This is a genomic window from Desulfosoma profundi, from assembly GCF_055387865.1.
Genome location: NZ_AP042420.1, coordinates 2,569,335 through 2,588,243, shown reverse-complemented (window position 1 = coordinate 2,588,243; position 18,909 = coordinate 2,569,335). Strand labels below are relative to the sequence as shown.

Sequence of the window (18,909 nt, the reverse complement as noted above, 5' to 3'; positions counted from 1 at the left end):
TAGAGTTTTCTTTCAGCATGCGGAAACCGAATTCACCAGCCCCTTGGCAGACACGATTTTTTCTACAACCCGCTCCATGGTGATCCCCCGAGACCCTTTGACCAAGATCCAGGATTCCTGTTCCAGGCGGTCGAGCACCATCTGCGCCGCTTCCCCGTGACTCGACGCGAGGAAACAGCGTTGCGGCGCATAACCGGCGCAGAGAGCCCCTTCCACAACGTCCCCTGCATGCGGTCCGAGCGCCACCATGAAAGAGGGGGCTATGGCCGCAGCCTGCTCACCCACCCACCGATGCCACTGGGCGGACGCATCGCCCAGCTCCCGCATCTCTCCCAAAACCAAGGCGATGGGTTTGCCTTGCGCCCCGGTCTTAAGAGCGCGGAAAGCCTCCGCCATGGACTTGGGATTCGCATTGTACGTATCGTCCACAAGGACGATCCCGTCTTGGAGTCTCATGATGGCCATGCGCTGCTTGACCGGTCGATGGGCTTCCAAACCGGCGCGGATAACTTCCAGAGAACATCCCAAGGTGTAGCCGACGGCGGCAGCCGCCAGCGCATTCTGCACATGATGCAACCCCATGGCCGGTAGTCGGATGGGCACCTCGCCCGACGGGGTTGCAAGTCGAAATCGACTTTCCCCGGGGACAACGGTCACGGAGCCGTCCACAGAAAACTCCGCCGTGGCGTCATGTGCGGAAAAACGCACGGTTAGGGCTTTGATGGTCTTGGCGAAGGCTGCAAGCCGTTCGTCATCCGCATTGACCACGGCAGTTCCATCTGTGGGCAAGTGTTCCCAAAGTTTTCCCTTTTCCGAAAGGACAGTCTCCAAAGAACCCAAGCCTTCCAGATGGGCCGGATGGATATTGGTGATGACGCCCACCGTCGGTTGGGTTATGGAGACCAGTCTTTCCATCTCTCCGACCACATTGATGCCCATTTCGATGACGGCGGCTTCGTGATCGGCGCACAATTCCAGCAGTGTCAAGGGAACCCCGATGAGATTGTTGTAGTTTCCCGGGTTTTTCAGGACTTTGAACCTCCGGGAAAGGATGGAGGCCGTCATTTCTTTTGTGCTGGTTTTGCCGTTGCTGCCAGTAATCCCAACCACGGGCAGGGAAAAACGCTTTCTCGCGGCGCGAGCCAGGTCCCCCAGCGCCTGAAGGGTATCCTTGACGACAATGACGGCCGCCCGGTCACCCACCTGATGCACGCACTGAAAAACATCCACGATGACAGCGACGGCTCCGCGTCGCACAGCCTCTTCCACAAAGTCATGCCCATCGAAGCGTTCCCCTCTGAGGGCCACAAAAACATCATTGGGCCCCAAGACCCTGGTGTCCGTCACAATCCGTGAGGGGTGAGCCGCCGGCGTCTGCCCCAAAAGAACGCCCTGAACGGCTTCAGCCATCTGGGCAAAGGTCCACATCACGCGTTCCCTCCTGCCGCACGACACTGTCCGGTGCCGGCGCGGCGTCGGGCCAGAGCTTCCCGGGCTACATGGCGGTCGTCAAAGGGACGGGCGCACGTTCCGACGATTTGATAGGTTTCATGGCCCTTCCCACCGATGAACACAAGATCCCCAGGTTCAGCCCATCGGATGGCCGCCTCGATGGCCCGGCGACGATCCACTTCCACCGTGTAGCCAGTCTGGGGCACCACACCATCCTCGAAAGAAAAACGCACCTTGCCTGTAGAGCGCACGCCGGGTTCAATCTCTTGCACAATGGCTTCAGGGGATTCGGTTCGAGGGTTGTCGCTGGTGATGATCACCATGTCGCCGTACCGACCCGCCACACTCCCCATGATGGGGCGCTTGGTTCGGTCTCTGTCGCCCCCGCAGCCGAAAACTACCCACAGGCGGCCCGTTGTCAATTCCTTCAGGCATTCCAGAGCCTTTTCCATGGCATCCGGAGTGTGGGCGAAATCCACCACCACGTCCAGACCGCAGTCATTTTCGATCCTTTGGAGTCGCCCCTCCACCATCCCCACAGAGGCGACCCCTCTCTCAACGGCTTCCAAAGGCACCCGCATTGACTGCACGGCACCGATCGCGGCAAGAATGTTGTACAGATTGAGACGGCCCATGAGGGACGACGTAATGTTGACGGTTCCAGAAGGAGTCATGACTGAGGCCTCGATGCCTTGCGGCCCAAGCCGATATCGGGTAGGGCGCACAATCGCCTGAGGGTTGTCCACGGCGTAGATGCACCCGGATGTGCCGAAGTCGTTGGCGAGCCTCTGCCCATAGGCATCGTCACCATTAAAGACCATGGCGCCGGATGCCGGCGTCGGTCCTTTCATATGCTCTGAAAAAAGGCGTTTCTTGGCCTCGAAGTAACGTTCCATGGATCCGTGAAAATCCAAGTGGTCCTGAGATAAGTTCGTAAAAACCCCAATGTCGTAGAAAACGCCGTCCACCCGGCACAATTCGAGAGCGTGGGACGAGACCTCCATGACCACATGAGTCACCCCGCTCTTCATCATCCGGTAGAAGATGCGCTGGAGGTCCACCGCGTCCGGCGTCGTCAAATCCGCTTTTTCTTTCACGCCCTCCCAGCGATACCCTAGCGTCCCGATGACGCCTACACGGATCCCCGCGTGAGCGAGAATGCTCTCCACAAGAAGAGACGTTGTCGTCTTGCCGTTCGTGCCCGTAATGCCGACGAGTGTGAGCGCCCGAACGGGGTGGTCAAAAAACGCGGCGGCAGCTGCGGCCATGGCCTTCCGAGTGTCTTCCGCCACAACCGCCGGAACGGACAAAGGCGCTTCCGGGATCCTCTCCACCACGACGGCGCAGGCGCCACGGCGGATCGCATCATCCACAAACCGATGCCCATCGGTGTGTGCCCCGCTCAACGCAATGAAAAGATCGCCGGGGTGAACCCGACGACTGTCTGTGGTCAAACCGAAGACCAACACATTCCGAGGCCCGTAGATCCGTGCAGAAGGCACGTCTTGAAACAACGCTTCCAACGGCTTCACAGGACTGTCTGGTATCTGTTGAGAATTCACGAAAGCTCTTCCAGTTGAATTTTTACGGTTTCGCCTTTCGGCGCCCACGTACCCGCACTCGGATGCTGCTGCACCACGCGCCCCCGGCCTTGAGGAATGACGCCAAACCCGGATTCCTTGAGAAGTGCGACGGCGGCTTTCAAGGACAGTCCGTGGACATCCGGCACCATGACCATGCCGTCTTCCATGGAAGCCATCGGCACCCCTTCCGCCAGGTGTTCCCCCCGCCCTAAGGACACCGTGCGCACCATCGGCGCCAAATCCTCCGGTTTCTTATCAGGAAGTACCCCGAAATACGGCAGGGCCTTCTCCATCACCTCGCGAAACACCGGTGCGGCGACCACGCCGCCGTAATGTTCAGGCTGAGGCTCGTGAATCACCACTGTCAAAACCAGCCTCGGCTGGCTGACCGGCGCAAAACCGACAAATACAGATGTATACTTATCCTGAGAATAGCGGCGTGATCCGGGTTCCACCACCTGGGCCGTGCCCGTTTTGCCCGCGGTGGTGTATTGGGCCAGTACGGCTTTGGTTCCCGTCCCGCCAGGCTCCACAACCCCTTGCATCAGCTCCCTAAGTTTCGCTGCCGTTGTCGGGGTCAGCACGCGCCGGCCCTCATCAGCGGCAAGCGTCTTGACGAGACGACCCTGAGGATCCACGACCGCTTTGGCCACTCGCGGTGTTTTTATCAGGCCGCCATTGGCAATGGCCGCCACGGCGCTGGTCAGCTGGAGGGCCGTGACGGTCACTCCTTGACCGAAAGCCGTGACCGCCAAATCGATAGGACGCCACGATGCCACGGGCCGCAAAGTCCCTGAAATTTCACCAGGGAGATCCACGCCCGTTTTCTTGCCAAACCCGAACTGATCCAAGTAGCGGTAAAACCGCTCCGCTCCAAGCGCATCCGCCAATTTCAAGGCTCCAATGTTGCTGGAAAACTTGAGGACTTCCGCCACGGTCAACCACCCATGGGGATGCACATCCCGGATGATGTGGGACGCCACTTGAATCTTTCCATTTTCGCAGAAAATCCGGTCCTCAGCCTTGGCAGCTCGCACATCCAACACGGCAGCCAACAAAAACGTCTTGAAAGAACTGCCCGGCTCAAAAGCGTCGGCAATGGCCCGGTTCCGCCACTCCGCCGGCTGATGCATCCCGTAGTTGTTCGGATCGAAGCCCGGCCAAATGGCCAAGGCGAGTAATTCGAAGGATTGTGCATCCATGAGAAGCACTTGGCCGGCCGCAGCCTGATGCTTCTCCACGGCTTTGCGCAGCGCCTGCTCGCACACCGACTGAATATACCCATCGAGGGCCAGCTGCAAACCGTAGCGCTCTTCCGGTACGGGAGGAGGTGTTTCACGCACCCATATTTTGCGCCGGCCCCCATCCCGAAAGGCCGTCGTGGATCGCGGCGATTGGCGCAATAAACCATCATAAGCCTTTTCAATACCTTCCAGGCCAGATCCATCCAATCCGACAAAACCCACGACGTGTCCCCCAAGTTGACGAAAAGGATAGTAGCGCCGCCATTCGGAAATGATCCCCACACCTGGAAGGTTTAACGCTTCCACCTGCCGGACCTCCTCCATGGAGAGGCCCCGCCGCAGGCGAATGAACCTCTTGTTTTGCCGAAGCTTTTCCTCCAACTTTGCGGCAGGCTCACCCATGATGCCCTCCAGGCGCGCCGCCGTGCCTTTCAGGTCCTGAATCAGTGTGCCGTCAGCGAACAAACACGGAGACTTCAACGTCAGCGCCAGATCCTGGCCGCGGCGATCGATGATCTTGCCGCGATAGACCGGCACATCCACGACGCTCTGCGCCTGGCCGATGTGAATTTCTTTCCACTTCGCGCTGTCCAAAACCTGAATGTATAAGGCGCGGGCAAGGATGGCACTGCACACCACGAGCCCCAGTCCTTGCAGCACGCGGCACGAAAACCAGAACCGAAATCCCGGCCTCTTTTTTTCCGTCCGTGGCTCCCATGAGTTCATGGTGCGCCCTTTTCGTCCAGAAAACAATCAAGGAGAGGAACCTCCAGGAACCGTGATCGCCTCAGGGCTCCGGAAGATACCATCGCTCTCCCTCCCGCGCTTCCCTCAATTGAAAACGATGATGCGCAAAGGACTGCAACCGGTCTGGAGCCTGAAGCCGCCCCCATTCCAACTCCACCCGGCGCTTCACTTCAAACCACTTGGCGTATTCCTGTTGCAACTGCATGATGCGATAGCTGTCAGACACCTGCTGACTCTGAAGCCACATGTAAAAAGCCGCTAGCCCCAAGCCAAAAACGGCTAAGATCGCTGCCAACAGCCGCATCTTCCTGTCGTGATCCTTCTCGTCTTTCCCGGTTTTAGTGAACCTTTTCCACTGCGCGCAATTTTGCGCTCCGGGCCCGGGGGTTTCGATCCACTTCGTCCGCCCCGGGTCGAATCGGCTTCCGGGTGAGAAGTTTCACCAACGGACGACCTTCACACCGGCACACGGGAATACCCACGGGACAGCGGCACCGCTTCGACCATTGATGGAAAGCCCGCTTGACCAGCCGATCTTCCAAGGAATGGAAGCTCACCACGACAAATCGTCCCCCGGGTTTTAAGACCTTCAGGACAGAACTCAGCAACCCTTCCAACGCCTCCAATTCCCGGTTTACGGCAAGCCTTAGAGCGAGAAATGTTCGCGTGGCCGGATGGATCCGCCGTGTATCCGGACTTTTTGGAACCACGGACGCTACGACCTCAGCAAGCTCCGTCGTCGTCCGAAACGGTCGGGTCAGCCGACGCTCACAGATCGCCGCCGCAATCCTCCGAGCGTAGTGCTCTTCACCCAGCTCACGGAGCAACCGCGCGAGGTCTTCTTCCGGAAGACCGTTGACCAAGTCCGCCGCGGTCACGGGAATGGAAACATCCAACCTCATATCAAGGGGGCCTTCCTCAAGGAAACTTAACCCTCGGCCGGAATCTTCCAACTGATCGGAAGAAACCCCCAAATCGGCGACGACGCCATCAACTTCTGGCCATCCGTACCATGCCAGAAGGTCAGGCAGCGCTTGGAAAGAAGCTCTCTCGATAATCGCCCGAGACCCATACATCGCCAGCCGGGTCCGGACTCGCTCCACAGCCTCCGGATCCCAATCGATCCCCAGAAGGAGACCTTCGGGCGCTGACGCCTCTAAAATCGCCTCTGCATACCCTCCACCGCCCAACGTCGCATCGACGTATCGGCCACCCGATCGACAGCGAAGAAAGTCAACGGCTTCCTTCAGCAACACCGGATGATGTCGACTTGGCAGGAGACGGGTTTCTCCCACAACCTGACCTTTCTGAACTCCATCGAGAACCGTCCGTGAGCCTCCTTTGTAAACCGCCGCCCTCATTCATCGGAACGGCAAGAATCGCCACCGGCCACCCGCGCGGAACCTCAAAGACCGTTTCCTCGAATCTTGAGGGCAAAAACCCGGCCTCCCGCAAAAGTCGTTGACAGACCTTGCTTCTCTATCCAGAGGTTTCCTAAGGAGAATAGGCCTCTTTACTGAGGCGCTCGAAATTGTCTGCCGCCCACCGATCATATTCCCGCCAATGACCCAGATCCCAGATTTCGATATGGTCCAGACTCCCGACCACCAACACCTCCTGCTGGATGTTCGCCCGTTCCCGGTGCAATGCGGGAATGAGAATCCGGCCGTGTTTGTCGATCTCCGATTCCACGCCACTGGCGATGTAGTAACGAATCAGCGCGCGATAGTCCTCGTGAAGGCCGGCCTTTGCCATGATTTTCTCTTCGAGGATTTCCCAGACTTCTGGAGGGTAGGCATCCAGCCAGCGAGGCCCGGCGGCAAGGATGAGCCCGTCGGTGAAGTTTTGCTGCAATGTTTCTCTCAACTTGGTGGGAATCCGCAAGCGGCCTTTTTCGTCTAGGCGCACCACGAATTGGCCTCGAAATCGCGGCGTTTTTAGGAGTCCCACTTTTCCCCCCTATTTGCCCACTTTTTCCCACCTGGGCGACTTCTAACACCACCTTCTCCCCGTGTCAAATGCAAAAAGCCCTTCATCGGGCCCTGGAAAGAATTCATTTGTTTTTTTAAAAACATGGAATTTTAATGGGTTATACTAGGACGGCGCAGCCGGGCGGGCACGAGCTCTAAGATTGAGCAAAGATGTCCAAACGGATTTTCTTCACACTCTTCCCGCGCATTTCCAGAACGTGGAGCCGATACGGTTCTAAAGTCACCATGTCTCCCGGTTGGGGAATGCGCCCCAGGGCCTTTTGGACCAGTCCCCCGATGGTCTTGATGTCTTCTTCGGGCAGATTGATCCGGAGCCATCGATTGACATCCCTGACCAGGGTTCGTCCTTCCACGACATAGGTCGTCTCCCCAACTTTTCGCACCCAGCGGCGCTGAGGGTCGTGCTCGTCTTGAATGTCACCCACAATTTCTTCCAGCACGTCTTCCATGGTCACAATGCCGGTGACGTCCCCATACTCATCGACGACGATGCTGAGATGCGCACGGTCTTTCTTGAAGCTGAGCAGCTGTTGCCGAATGCTGCGTAGTTCTGGGACGAAGTTCGGCGGCCGGACGATGGACATCAGTCGAAAAGCAGTTCCTTTGGGCACGAGAAAGAAATCGCGCTCGTGAATAAATCCGACGATATTCGCCGGATCCCCTCGATAGACGGGATACCGGGCATATTTATGGGTTTCGATGAGACGATAGACTTCTTCATAGGTCGCATCCAGGCTGACACTGACCACGTCCCGAAGCGGCACGGCAATATCTCCCACCTGGACTTTTTCCAAAGACAGCACGCCTAAGAGCATATCCTGCTTTTCGAGATCGAGGACCCCTTCTTCCGTCCCCGCCTTGATGATCATCGCGATCTCTTCCTCGGTCAATCGAACCTGCCGGCTTGGTTTTCTGAGCCCGCCGAGCCGAATCAGCCCCTTGGCTGCCATGGAAAGCACGTGCACGAGGGGGTAGCTGATGCGGATACACCACATAAGAATCGGCGCGACGGCGAGGGTGATTTTCTCGGCGTAATAGACGCCGATGGTCTTGGGGGTGATCTCCGAGAAAAGAAGCAGACACACGGTGGTGACCCCTGTGGCGACAAGCACTCCCCGGTCGCCCATAATCTGGAGAGCCAACGCTGTGGCGACAGCCGACAAGGCCACGTTGACCAAGTTGTTGCAGAACAGCAAGACGGCAATGAGTTTTTCGGGCTCTTTAAGGATTGAACGGGCCATGCGGGCTCGCTTGTCAACTCGAGCCTTTTGGCGAAGCCGCATCCGATCAACGGCCATGTAGGCCGTTTCCGATCCTGAAAAGAACGCCGAAAGAGCCAGGCACAAAAACATGATGAGAATGTCTGTTTTCATGGAAAGTCTACCTGTTGTGATTTCCGAGTTGAAGCACCGCTCTTGCCTTCCCCTCTAGACCTGTGGTAGAAGGCCCATGGGCCGGGGGAATGCCTGCCGGGGTATTTCCCGCGGGTCCAAAAAAGCCTCTGCTTCGCCTTTCCGGCCTTCCCTCCAACCAGCAGAGGCTTTTTTCTTCTCCACGCCAGGACACTCTACCAAAACGGGGAAATAGAATGAACGCCGACGATGAAATGATTTTAAAAATCGCCAAGGAAGTGGTCATCAAATTCATCGAACTGGGAAGAGTCTCGCCGACCAATTTTGAGGCCGTTTTTCGGGCCGTCTTCTGGGCGGTCAAAAATACCCTGGTCGATTCAAGGGCATCCAGCTTGAGTCATGAACTGGAGGAAAACCTTGGAGAGGCTTAAGGGCCGTTGAGAAAGGGCCCAGGCCTTTCGGCCTGAACTTTTGTCGGCGGAGAAAAAAACCGCCTGCGAAGCGCGGGGGGACTCGGCAGGCGGTGTGCACACAGAAAGCAGTGCCGCCGGAAGACTCAGGCGGCCTGGATCTTTTCGATATAATCGTAAATATCCTGAACGGTTCGGATCTTTTCGGCCTCTTCATCGGGGATTTCCACGTCAAAGGCTTCCTCCAAGGCCATGATCAACTCCACGACGTCCAGGGAATCGGCCCCCAAATCGTCGATTACATGAGCCTGAGGCGTGATGATGTCCTTTTCCACGCCCAACTGATTGGCAATGATATCCACCACCTTAGCCTTCATTTCGTTGATGTCCATGGCTTTTCCTCCTCGCACGTCTTGAATTTTCTCACGAACCCATAAAAAAGAACTTCTCGGACCGTCGGCAGTTCCTCCACCAAAGAGTAGGTGCAGTCCTGGGCCACCCATCGCTGGATAACGCCATGGATGAAGCCCATGACCCCGTGAAACACCGTGTGGAAATTTACATCTTTCAGGATACCTTGCTGTCGGGCTTCGCGGATCTTGCGCTTCAGGTGCGGGATCCGCCGCATGATCTTCTCCACGTAAAGATCTTGAAGCCTTTCATCCAGATCCGGGTGCTCGTGGACCATCACCCGGTAGAGCCCTTGGTTGCGGTCAAAAAACTCGAAGTAGATATGGAAGTACTTTTCGATCATGGACAGCACGTCATCGTCGCTGTCCAGAATGCGCTCCGCATCTTCTTCCAGTTCCTTAAGGCGGATCTGGATGAGCTGGTGAAATAGATTTTCCTTGCTGGGAAAGTGTCGGTAAATCGTTCCTTTGCCCACCTCGGCCCGCTCGGCGATTTCATCCATGGTCGCCTGGTGAAAACCTTTCTGGGAAAAGACCTCTTGGGCCGCCGCCAAGATCCGATCTCTCGTTTTCCGCCCCTCGGCATGCCGACCAGCTCTATCGGCCGAGGATTGTTCCACAAGGCTTGCAAGGAGTTTTTCCAGAAGATCCACTTCGGAAGCTCCCGCATCGAGCGCCGCGCTCCGAAAAGCTCTGATCAGGATCGACGCCGGCGGGCGGGATTCCTCGGGCAAGTGGTTCCACTCGTTCAGTGCCGCCTCGAATCCGCGCACCAGACGATCACCGGCATCCCCCCTGCCGGTTTTCTGAGCGATGTGCCGGAACACCCGGGAGAGCTCCGCGGGGTTTTCCGTCTTTCCCGCGTTTTTCAAGATGGCTGTGAGATTGGGTTGAGGTTTCGCCATACCGGAGTCGGGCCCTTTGGATCAGTTTTTGACGGACCGGTCCGTCATAATCGGCGATGGGCCCGCTGTCAAGATGAAAAGAGTGACAGTTTCGTGAAAAAGGCATCCGCAAAAGCCCGGCTGGTCACCTCAGAAGGCGATGGGGCAACCGGCCATGCTCCACCCCCAGGCTGAATTACCCGACCGGCAAAACGCACACGTTTTGTGCCAAAGACAGATCTCCTCCGCTTCCGAGAATTCCTGTTTCCCAACCTCGGGCTCGAACACTGCCTGCTCCGATGGATTTCATGAAAGTTGTGGTTCTGTGGAGCGCGTGTCCCACGATCCTTCCCACCAGCCTCGCCCTCCCGCCCAGGCCGTCAACCGATAGGTTTGCTCAGCCGTGACTTCTTTCGGGAATGGGAAGAAACGGCGGCTCCCCCTCTGCAAGGTTCTCACGCAGATTATGACTTCCACCGATCCCGACAAGGCTAGAGGGAAGGGTCGTAAATGGGGGAACAACCCAACAGGCACGCTTCTCTCGCCCTGAGGATGACTTCGGCGGCACCTCGGGTGAGAGCTAAATCCTGCAGGGCATCAAGGGCAAAATAGGCGCACGACAACACGTCGCTTCCCGCTTGGAGTCTGCCGCCTAGGGCTTCGCAGAGGAAGTCCACGAGGACGTAATGGTAGGCGATGCGTCCGTGGGAATCTTTAACGAGGCGGTCAAGGCAGGCCACCACGTCCACCGGCCTCACCTGAAGACCCGTTTCTTCCAGGACCTCTCTGCGAACGGCCGCCTCCAAGGTTTCTCCCAGTTTGACAAGTCCCCCCGGTAGGGACCACAATCCATAAGCGGGCTCACGGCCGCGGCGCACGAGAAGCACCTTGCCGTCTGCAAAAACTACCGCTCCCACACCCACAAGCGGTCGGTCCGGGTATTTCCGCCGTGTCATCCGTGCACCCCCCCACGTTTCTCACGGCTTACACCGGCGACACGGCCGGTAGCCTTTCATGAGAGCATCCCATCGGGAACTAAACTGAACTCGACGGAGACTGCGCATACTCCCGCCGAAGGAGCAGTGGGGCCGGTGGAAAATGAAAGACTGAATATTGCCGACGTAGTACGGCTCTTCCCGGATCCTGCAGTGGCCGTGCATTCCACGGCGCCCCAGCACGGCTTGCCGCTGGAGCTCCACGAATTCTTCAAATCGAGAAAATCCCTCAGGTCCCAGCGAGACATAGGCCAATCCTTCGCGGATCAACTCTTCATTGACACAAATCCCTTCGGGCGTCGTCACGTAAGCCAGTAGCCTGCCATGGTCGTCTCTCTTCCGGATGTCATAAACGAGCCGCACCGTGCGCTTCAACACCAAGGCCGCGTTCCGCTTGGACGCCTCTGCCGCGTAACAGTCATGACGGCCATTTTCATGATCCATTTCTGGAGCATCCACACCCAAATACCGCACTTTCGTCCCATCCTGGAGCATGACCGTATCCCCGTCCACAACCTGTACAACGGTGCCGCTGTTGGGTGTGACGTCCGTCTTGGCACCGTCGACGAAACCGCCATGAGCGGTAAGAACAGTCAAGGGGACATAAAATCCCGCAAAAACCAGCGCACAAAGAGTGCGGATAAATCGGACCGTACGTGCCGGTTTTCCAGTGATCCTCCTTCTCAAGTCCCCTTCGTTTCGTCGCATCGCTTCGTGTCCCTTCACAAGAGCCCGCTCTGGAGCTGAAATCGCACGGATCATCCCTGAAGAACTTTAAAAATAAATGCAATTCAAGCACTTGACCAAGACCCCTTATTTGGATTATCCAAAAAGTACGGCCTTTAAACAAGTCGCAAAGGATCATGAATCATGGAAAAAAACATTCAAAAAGATGCTCCTGCTCCACCCAATAGCAGGAAAAAACGCACGCCGGTGACCATCCGGAATTTGGAAATCGACGATCTCGCCGAGGTGTTTCATTTGGGCGAACAGCTCTTCACGGCGGATCGGGTGCCCAACTTGTATCGGACGTGGGATCCTTACGAGGTGGTGTCTTTTTATCTGAGCGATTCAGAGTATTGCTTCGTGGCAGAATTGGACGACAGCATTGTCGGTTTTGCGTTGGGGACGACGATTTCCAAGCCGAGGTCCGCATGGAAATATGCTCACCTGGTGTGGCTCGGCGTTCGTGGAGACCTGAGGCGCTCGCACGTGGCGGAAAGGCTTTTTGAACAATTTAAAGAAACCGTGATGGAGGAAGGAGCCCGCATTCTTTTTGTGGATTCCGAGGCTGACAACGACACAGCTTTGGCCTTTTTTAAAAAAATGGGGTTCGGCAATCCCAGGGAACATATCTATCTGAGCTTGAACCTTACGGAGAGGCGGAAAAAAGTCCGCTCTGACCTTGGGTCGTCCAGGAAACAGCGAACGATACCCCCGGTCTCATCCCCATCCTCGTAAAAAACCTCATCCCGAAACGTCTCTCAAGCCGCCCGGAGGAACCCGTGGTCCGATCCGCAGGTCGAGACATCCAGCCAGCGCGACTGCGTCGCCTTTTGGAACGTTTGGTGAATATCTACAGCCCCTCGGGAAAGGAAGAGGACATCATCGACTTCCTGTATTCCTACCTCAAACGCTACGACGTGCCCGTCATCCGCCAACCTGTAGACGACCGTCGCTCAAACCTCCTTGTGCTCCCGCCGGACGAAGACATCCACGTGGCCCTCATCGGCCATGTGGATACCATTTCCGCCTACGACCTCGAAGATTTCGGCTGTGACGAAGACAACGGAGAGATTTTCGGATTGGGCACCGCCGACATGAAAGGCGGCTGTGCGGCCATGATCGAAGCGTACTTGACCGCGGCCGCCGGTGTGTCCTCTCCTATCCCCGCGGCCCTCGCATTGGTCGTCGGAGAAGAAGAGGAAGGAGACGGGGCGCGCCGGTTGGTTCGGGATTACCACTTCCCATGGGCCATTATTGGCGAACCAACCGATTTGCAGGTTTCTTTGGTTCATTATGGCTACCTCGAAATCCAGGTGGTCATTCGCGGCAAGAGGATGCACGCCTCCATGGCCAATCGATCCTCCCACCCGGCCGAAAGTCTGCTCCATTTCCTGCTCCGTCTACTTCATTATTGGGAAGAGCGCTGGCCTGAGGTGATCCCCAACATTCGAGACCTCAGCAGCTCTTCTGCGGGGTTTGTCGTACCGGACTACTGCGAGGCTTGGATGGATGTCCATCTTCCGCCCGCCCTCCCTTTGGGGGAAATCATCCTGGAGCTGGAGCAGCTCACGGAAGCTATCCGCGATGACAACCCCCATGTGACTCCGAGCCTGCGCTTCACGGAGATTCATTCGGGCTATGACATTCCTGAGCGCAGCCCTTTTGTCCAAAAGATTCGTCAGATCGTGGAAGCTCATGCCATGGGGTGGCAACCTGTCCCTTTTCGAAGCCATAGCGACGCCAACACACTTTGGACTGCGGGCGTCAAACCCATTCTTTTGGGACCCGGACAGTTGGAAAAGGCGCACTCACCGGACGAGTCCGTCTCCTTTGATCAGGTCGTGACCGCCGCCCAGATTTATGCCGACATTTTGACTTCTCTTTGACGCTGAGGCCGCCCGTAGGGGTTCTGGAAGGGGTCTGTTGACCCGGTGGATTTTCGTGATATGTTTTTTCCCTAGGGTAATCAGCTCACCAGGATTCTTCGAGCCGCGCCTGCCTTTTGTTGTCAACCCCGTTGGCGCGGGAGGCATCTAAGAAATTGCAGCGCTTTGCAAAATTTCGAGGAAAGGATCGACGCATGGATCTGGCTGGACGAGCCGATGAACGCGAGGCTTTCCCCGGACGAAAGCCTTGCCCGCTGTTCGGCAGGCGGGCGGTCCTTTACGGTGCCGTCCTGTATCTGGGTCTTGTGACCACCATTCTCGCCATCCAGCCCCCCACCGCCTTCTCACAGGACAAGCGGGAATCCCCGCAGAATCAAGACACCGGCTTGGTGATCGCCCGAGCCGGTATTTGTGAATTCATAGACAACCTCAATCCGATCAACACCGGAGCCGTTTTCTCCGTGACGCAAGGACAAATTTATTGCTTTACGGAATTCGGCTCCGTCCGTTCCCAGACGGTGATCTACCATCGGTGGTATCACCGGGATGCCCTGACCACGCAGATTCGGCTCAAACTGTACCCTCCTCGCTGGGCAACGTACAGCGTGCTCAAGCTTCGCGAGGTGGACAAGGGCCCCTGGAAAGTGGAAATCACCGACGCGGAAGGCCGCGTCTTGAGTGTGCTGCGGTTCAGCCTCGTGGATTGAAGTGTGATGAAGTCCCTCGTTGTTGTTCTTTCCTCAATTCGATGGCAGGATGTCGTGGACATCCTCATCAACAGCTATATCCTTTTCCGGGTATACGTTCTGTTTCGGCACACCAATGCTTTCCGTATTCTCGCAGGGATCGCCTCCCTCTGGGTGATTCAAGAACTGGCCGCCTCCCTCGGCTTGATCCTGACCAGCTGGGCGCTCCAGGCAATCACCGCCGCCGCGGCAATCATCATCATTGTGGTCTTCCGCAATGAAATCCGCACCGCACTCCAAGCGCGCAATCTCAAGAATTTTCTATGGGGTTCCCCGCTGGAGGAAAAATCCTCGCCCGTGCAGGTCTTGGTGGACACTTTTTTTCAAATGGCCAAGAAGCGCATCGGGGCCTTGGTGGTCTTTCCCGGCAAAGAAGATCTCCGCGAGTTGATCCACGGGGGCATCCCCTGGGAAGGGCGGGTCTCCCAGGAGATGCTCATGAGCATTTTTTGGCCCAAAAATCCTGTCCACGATGGAGCGGCTATCGTGGAAGGGGACAAGGTGACGGAAGTGGGCGTCCTGCTGCCTTTGTCCCAGAGGACGGATCTCCCCACCTTTTACGGTACCCGTCACCGGGCCGCCGCCGGCTTGGCCGAACGCTCCGACGCTTTGGTGGTGGCTGTTTCCGAGGAACGGGGGCGCGTTACGGTCGCAAAGGACGCCTGGATCAAGCCGGTGGGTCAGCCCGAAGAGATGACTCACATCCTGGAATCCCACCTGGGGATCGACCGTCAGCAAAACCCGGCGTACCGAAAAAGGGAGATGAGCAAGCTGGCCGTCGCAGGCGTCCTCTCTCTTTTCATCATCACCGCCATTTGGTTGGGATTCACCCGGGGCCGGGATACCGTCATGGAAGTCGACGTTCCCGTGGAATTCGTCAACCGACCGGCGCAGTACTACATTTTGGAAACCTCCGCCAACAAGGTGCACCTGCAATTCCACGGATCCAGCGCCATCGTCAAATCTCTGCGGCCTGAACAGATCACGGTCCGGATCAACTTGGCCAAGGCAGTGGAAGGTTTGAACATTTTTCCCATCACCAAAGAAAATATCCAGATGCCTCCGGGGCTTTTCCTGAACAGTGTCAATCCGTCAACCCTCGAAGTCACTTTGGACGTCCCAGCCACCAAGATCGTTCCCGTTCAGGTGGACTGGATCGGAAAACTCCCCGACAATGTCATCATCACCAATGTGGAAGTCATTCCCTCTGAAGTTCAAGTGGTAGGCGGCAAAACCCTCCTGGCGGGAATCCATACCTTCTACACGACCCCGCTGCGCGTAGACACACTGATCCAATCCGGTTCCCTCACGGCACCCTTGATTATTTCCCCGGCATCCCTCAAGCTCGCTGACCCTTCCCATGAGCGCGTGGAAATTCGCTACAGCGTAGTGAAACGCTTGGAAAAGAAAGGCCCTGAAGGCTAGTGGTTCGCCACAATTATTGCCGAGACCCCCTATGGCTTTCGGGGGATGGTGCTAGGCGCCACAATCAGGAGGCAATGCCATGGAAAGCATGCCTTCCGAAAGGGCACGATCGAGAAAGCTCGTAGCACTATGGATCGGCTATCTGGGATGGTTGGTCGCTTCGGCAATCATCGTTCTTTTGAAAAAACTCGGGTACAGCGATATCCGCCCACACCAGATCGGCGTCTTTGTCGCCGCGGCGACCCTCGCCCATGGGATCGGCTGGGCCATAGTCCTGTTTCGCTGGGACAGCCGATTCCGTTTCGATCCTCACTTCGTCCTGATCCCAAATTGGTTCTTCTTTGCTCCGGTCGCCGCTTACGGTTTTTATGCCGTCGGCACGGCACGTGACCTCATGCTCATCGGCTGGTTCATGGGCTTTTTCTTCCTCAGCCGGTCATGTGCGGTTCCGCTGCGTCTTTTTCACCGCCTGCTATTACATGTGCATCTACCTTGCAATCCTCGTGATCATGAGTCGCATCGATGGTCGGCCCCCGGATTATGTCCGCGAAGGCGTGCGCATCGGGGCTTTTCTCGCCGTCTGCATCTTCCTGGCCGTTCTCTTGGATCGGTTCGCCTCTCAAAAGGCCCACCTCAAAGAGTCCAATGCCCAGCTGAGGGAAAAAGACCGGGAGATCACTCGACTCAACCAGAAGCTCTCTCTGTTTGTCAGCGACCCTCTGGTGCAGCATCTCAGCAAGGATGAAGGCCGGGATCTCTTCAGGCACACCCGGAAGAAAATCACCATCTTTTTTTCGGACATCTGCCGTTTTAGCACCATCACCGATACCATGGAACCAGAGGAGATGGCGGAACAGCTGAACGAATACTTCCATGAAATGATTCCTTTGGTCCTCAGGCATCAAGGTACCCTGGACAAGCTCATGGGCGACGGCATCATGGTGCTCTTCGGGGCCCCCGACGACATGGACCCGGCCGACGGGGCATATCGATGCGTGCAGATGGCCATGGCCATGCAAGCACAGCTGAAGACCCTTAACCGAAAATGGACGCAAAAAGGCTATCCGCACGCCCTCCAGGTGCGCATGGGAATCCACACCGGATTGAGCGTCGTCGGGAGCTTCGGCTCGGAGCGTTGGATACACTACACAGCCATCGGCTCGCAGGTGAACATCGCCGCCCGACTCCAACAGATCGCCGAACCCGGTCAAATTCTTATCAGTCGCGCCACCTACGCGCTCATTGCCGAAAAAATCCAGGCCAGGGACCTCGGGCCCATGGCACTGAAGGGCCTGCACCAGCCTGTGCATGCTTATGAGTGTCTCGCTTTGAATGCGGACGGCGACCCGAAAAGGATCATCGAGGAAGGACCCGGTTATTTTCTTGACCTGCAGCCCGATTCCATGGAAATGTCGAAACTGACACAGTTTGCGGAACTTTTCAGGGCGCTTGCCGATAAAAAGAGAGGATCTTCCGGGTGATCACTTTTCGAGGGAGACCTTGGCTACTCCAAGGGCTGTGGGATTTCGGTGGAGCGCATTAAAGGGCGCCAGTAATCCTGCAGGCCCTTTTCTGTGCCGTTTCGCATGTAGTCCAGGATCCGGTTGGTGCGGGCCTCCATGTCCGGGATGATTTCGGCCAAGGCTTTCAGGCACGAAAGGACTTTTTGGGTGTGCTTCTTGTGCGGCACATCCATACCCGGATGGTTCAAAAGCGCCAAAACCTGGTCGAGAACCGGCAATTTGTCGGGAGAAAATTCCACGTAGGCCACCTGAGGCCATAAGGTGCGAATCTCCTCCGGCAAGTGCCTCAACCGGCTCGCCACCTCTTGGTCGGTTCCGACCCACACGGCTGCCTTCAGCCTCTGCAAGGTGCTTTGGACTTCCCGGCGCTGGTCTTCCCACACAGAGCTTTCTTCCAGGAGACGCTCCCACTTGGGCTGTATCTTCATGGAGACCCAATTCTCGGCTTGCTCCGGCAGAAGCGCCGTGACGAGGAACTCTTTCTGTTCGGCCAACAGGTTGCGCCCTAAGGTACCCAATTCCCCGTTGCCGTTAAGTTTTTCGATGCGGGTCTCAATGAGGTGATTGAGCCGGCCCACCAGGGTGTTCTTATCTTCCAGCCCAGCGATGTTCCTCCGAATCTCCTCTTCCCACTGCTCGCGAAGAAAACCCACTTCGGCATTGATGGCCGAAAAGATAAAACTCAGCTTCATCAATGTGTTACGCAAGTCATGGGCCAAAGCGTTACAGGAGCTGAGCCTTTGGTGGGTCATTTCACTTTGGACCTGGTTCAAGGTCTCCCGGATATGAAGAGAGAACATCTCCGTGCCCAAAATGCGCGAGAGTTTCTTGATGACCTTTGTGGCGCGATCGCCGCGCTGGATGGTGTGCGGGAGGAAATGGATCTTGATGACGGCAACGACCACATATTCTGTATCTTGCCAAATGGGATTGCCCTTCCAGTTGACCGGATACTCGATGTCCGCCCAATTGTCACCGTAAAGGTCGCTCTTCTTGACCAGAACCGGCTCCATGTGGTGCCAGTCTTCAGGTTCACCACTCAGCTGTTTGCGCACACTGCGTTGATCTTCGTAAGGATTATCCGCCGTCCAGCTCTTTTGCCGCTCCACGCACCACGCCATCGCTTCCAAAGCCCGGCCGGGGCGGTCGCGATATTGCTCCCATGTCTTTCCCGGAGGATTGTAATCGGATACCGCCGGCAAACCCCAATGAATCGTGCCGTTGCCTTGTTCTCGGATACCGGAAGTCACCCGAACCGAGCGCAACTCCGGCATGGGACCGATTCGGTAAATCGTTCCCTTGGTGGCATGATCCAAACACAACAGAATGGTCTCGATCATGTTTTTGCATGTCTTCTCGAGAAGGTCGTGCCCAATGATCATGCCCTATCCATCCTCGCCGTCAAAACGCTTGTTGGTGCTCTTTCGTAGAGCCTACTTTAATAATCGGAAAATCCACAAGCGTCAATAAGCACTTGAGTGTACTTTTTCTTAGAGCACATTTCATGCCAGATATCGGTGCTCTCCGAAAGCCAC

Annotated in this window: 18 protein-coding genes; 6 read left to right on the top strand and 12 right to left on the bottom strand. The window is 56.7% G+C overall.

Annotation, left to right across the window (positions count from 1 at the left end):
• Window positions 1-12 precede the first annotated feature (12 nt).
• The 7 genes from ACZ5K9_RS11185 to ACZ5K9_RS11155 form a co-directional block, all read right to left on the bottom strand.
• Window positions 13-1,428 carry a UDP-N-acetylmuramoyl-tripeptide--D-alanyl-D-alanine ligase gene (locus tag ACZ5K9_RS11185; RefSeq protein ID WP_464273964.1) on the bottom strand — a complete coding sequence of 472 codons (1,416 nt, stop codon included), beginning with the start codon at window positions 1,426-1,428 and terminating at the stop codon, window positions 13-15.
• Complete coding sequence (locus ACZ5K9_RS11180) at window positions 1,428-3,014, bottom strand: UDP-N-acetylmuramoyl-L-alanyl-D-glutamate--2,6-diaminopimelate ligase (RefSeq protein WP_464271417.1); 1,587 nt, start codon at window positions 3,012-3,014, stop codon at window positions 1,428-1,430. The genes ACZ5K9_RS11185 and ACZ5K9_RS11180 overlap by 1 nt, the downstream gene beginning before the upstream one ends.
• Window positions 3,011-5,005 carry a penicillin-binding protein gene (locus ACZ5K9_RS11175; RefSeq protein WP_464271416.1) on the bottom strand — a complete coding sequence of 665 codons (1,995 nt, stop codon included), beginning with the start codon at window positions 5,003-5,005 and terminating at the stop codon, window positions 3,011-3,013. The genes ACZ5K9_RS11180 and ACZ5K9_RS11175 overlap by 4 nt, the downstream gene beginning before the upstream one ends.
• Window positions 5,006-5,066: 61 nt before the next feature.
• Complete coding sequence (locus ACZ5K9_RS11170) at window positions 5,067-5,330, bottom strand: hypothetical protein (protein ID WP_464271415.1); 264 nt, start codon at window positions 5,328-5,330, stop codon at window positions 5,067-5,069.
• Window positions 5,331-5,364: 34 nt separating this feature from the next.
• Window positions 5,365-6,303 (bottom strand): 16S rRNA (cytosine(1402)-N(4))-methyltransferase RsmH, encoded by a 939-nt coding sequence (gene rsmH / locus ACZ5K9_RS11165; RefSeq protein WP_464273963.1) that lies wholly within the window; start codon window positions 6,301-6,303, stop codon window positions 5,365-5,367.
• 217 nt (window positions 6,304-6,520) lie between these two features.
• Window positions 6,521-6,976: a division/cell wall cluster transcriptional repressor MraZ gene (locus ACZ5K9_RS11160; protein WP_464271414.1), complete on the bottom strand. Its 456-nt coding sequence runs from the start codon at window positions 6,974-6,976 to the stop codon at window positions 6,521-6,523.
• Between the two features lie 175 nt (window positions 6,977-7,151).
• Window positions 7,152-8,390, bottom strand: coding sequence for an HlyC/CorC family transporter (locus ACZ5K9_RS11155; protein ID WP_464271413.1), 1,239 nt, complete (start codon window positions 8,388-8,390; stop codon window positions 7,152-7,154).
• A 215-nt stretch (window positions 8,391-8,605) separates the two neighbouring features.
• On the opposite strand from ACZ5K9_RS11155, the gene ACZ5K9_RS11150 reads away from it, so the two are divergent.
• Window positions 8,606-8,800: a hypothetical protein gene (locus tag ACZ5K9_RS11150; protein WP_464271412.1), complete on the top strand. Its 195-nt coding sequence runs from the start codon at window positions 8,606-8,608 to the stop codon at window positions 8,798-8,800.
• Between the two features lie 125 nt (window positions 8,801-8,925).
• Here ACZ5K9_RS11150 and acpP read toward each other — a convergent pair whose 3' ends face one another.
• From acpP to ACZ5K9_RS11130, 4 genes are all read right to left on the bottom strand, one after another.
• Entirely contained in the window at window positions 8,926-9,171 is a 246-nt protein-coding gene (acpP, locus tag ACZ5K9_RS11145) for an acyl carrier protein (RefSeq protein WP_464271411.1), read from the bottom strand.
• A complete protein-coding gene (locus ACZ5K9_RS11140; protein ID WP_464271410.1) occupies window positions 9,153-10,094 on the bottom strand; it encodes a TetR/AcrR family transcriptional regulator in 942 nt (313 codons plus the stop codon). Before ACZ5K9_RS11140 ends, acpP begins: the two co-directional genes overlap by 19 nt.
• 470 nt (window positions 10,095-10,564) lie before the next feature.
• Window positions 10,565-11,029: an NUDIX hydrolase gene (locus ACZ5K9_RS11135; RefSeq protein ID WP_464271409.1), complete on the bottom strand. Its 465-nt coding sequence runs from the start codon at window positions 11,027-11,029 to the stop codon at window positions 10,565-10,567.
• Window positions 11,030-11,050: 21 nt separating this feature from the next.
• Window positions 11,051-11,776, bottom strand: a complete 726-nt coding sequence (locus ACZ5K9_RS11130; protein WP_464271408.1) for a thermonuclease family protein — start codon at window positions 11,774-11,776, stop codon at window positions 11,051-11,053.
• 162 nt (window positions 11,777-11,938) lie between these two features.
• Between ACZ5K9_RS11130 and ACZ5K9_RS11125 the strand changes: the two genes are divergently transcribed.
• From ACZ5K9_RS11125 to ACZ5K9_RS11105, 5 genes are all read left to right on the top strand, one after another.
• Window positions 11,939-12,529, top strand: a complete 591-nt coding sequence (locus ACZ5K9_RS11125; protein WP_464271407.1) for an N-acetyltransferase family protein — start codon at window positions 11,939-11,941, stop codon at window positions 12,527-12,529.
• Between the two features lie 44 nt (window positions 12,530-12,573).
• The gene (locus tag ACZ5K9_RS11120) at window positions 12,574-13,680 is read left to right on the top strand and encodes a M20 family metallopeptidase (protein WP_464271406.1); all 1,107 of its coding nucleotides are present in this window, start codon (window positions 12,574-12,576) and stop codon (window positions 13,678-13,680) included.
• 194 nt (window positions 13,681-13,874) lie between these two features.
• Complete coding sequence (locus ACZ5K9_RS11115; RefSeq protein WP_464271405.1) at window positions 13,875-14,387, top strand: DUF2914 domain-containing protein; 513 nt, start codon at window positions 13,875-13,877, stop codon at window positions 14,385-14,387.
• Between the two features lie 6 nt (window positions 14,388-14,393).
• Entirely contained in the window at window positions 14,394-15,851 is a 1,458-nt protein-coding gene (locus ACZ5K9_RS11110) for a diadenylate cyclase (protein WP_464271404.1), read from the top strand.
• A gap of 509 nt (window positions 15,852-16,360) precedes the next feature.
• Window positions 16,361-17,332, top strand: coding sequence for an adenylate/guanylate cyclase domain-containing protein (locus tag ACZ5K9_RS11105; RefSeq protein ID WP_464271403.1), 972 nt, complete (start codon window positions 16,361-16,363; stop codon window positions 17,330-17,332).
• Window positions 17,333-17,355: 23 nt separating this feature from the next.
• Here ACZ5K9_RS11105 and ACZ5K9_RS11100 read toward each other — a convergent pair whose 3' ends face one another.
• On the bottom strand, window positions 17,356-18,756 hold the full coding sequence (locus ACZ5K9_RS11100) for a hypothetical protein (protein ID WP_464271402.1): 1,401 nt from the start codon (window positions 18,754-18,756) through the stop codon (window positions 17,356-17,358).
• Window positions 18,757-18,909 lie beyond the last annotated feature (153 nt).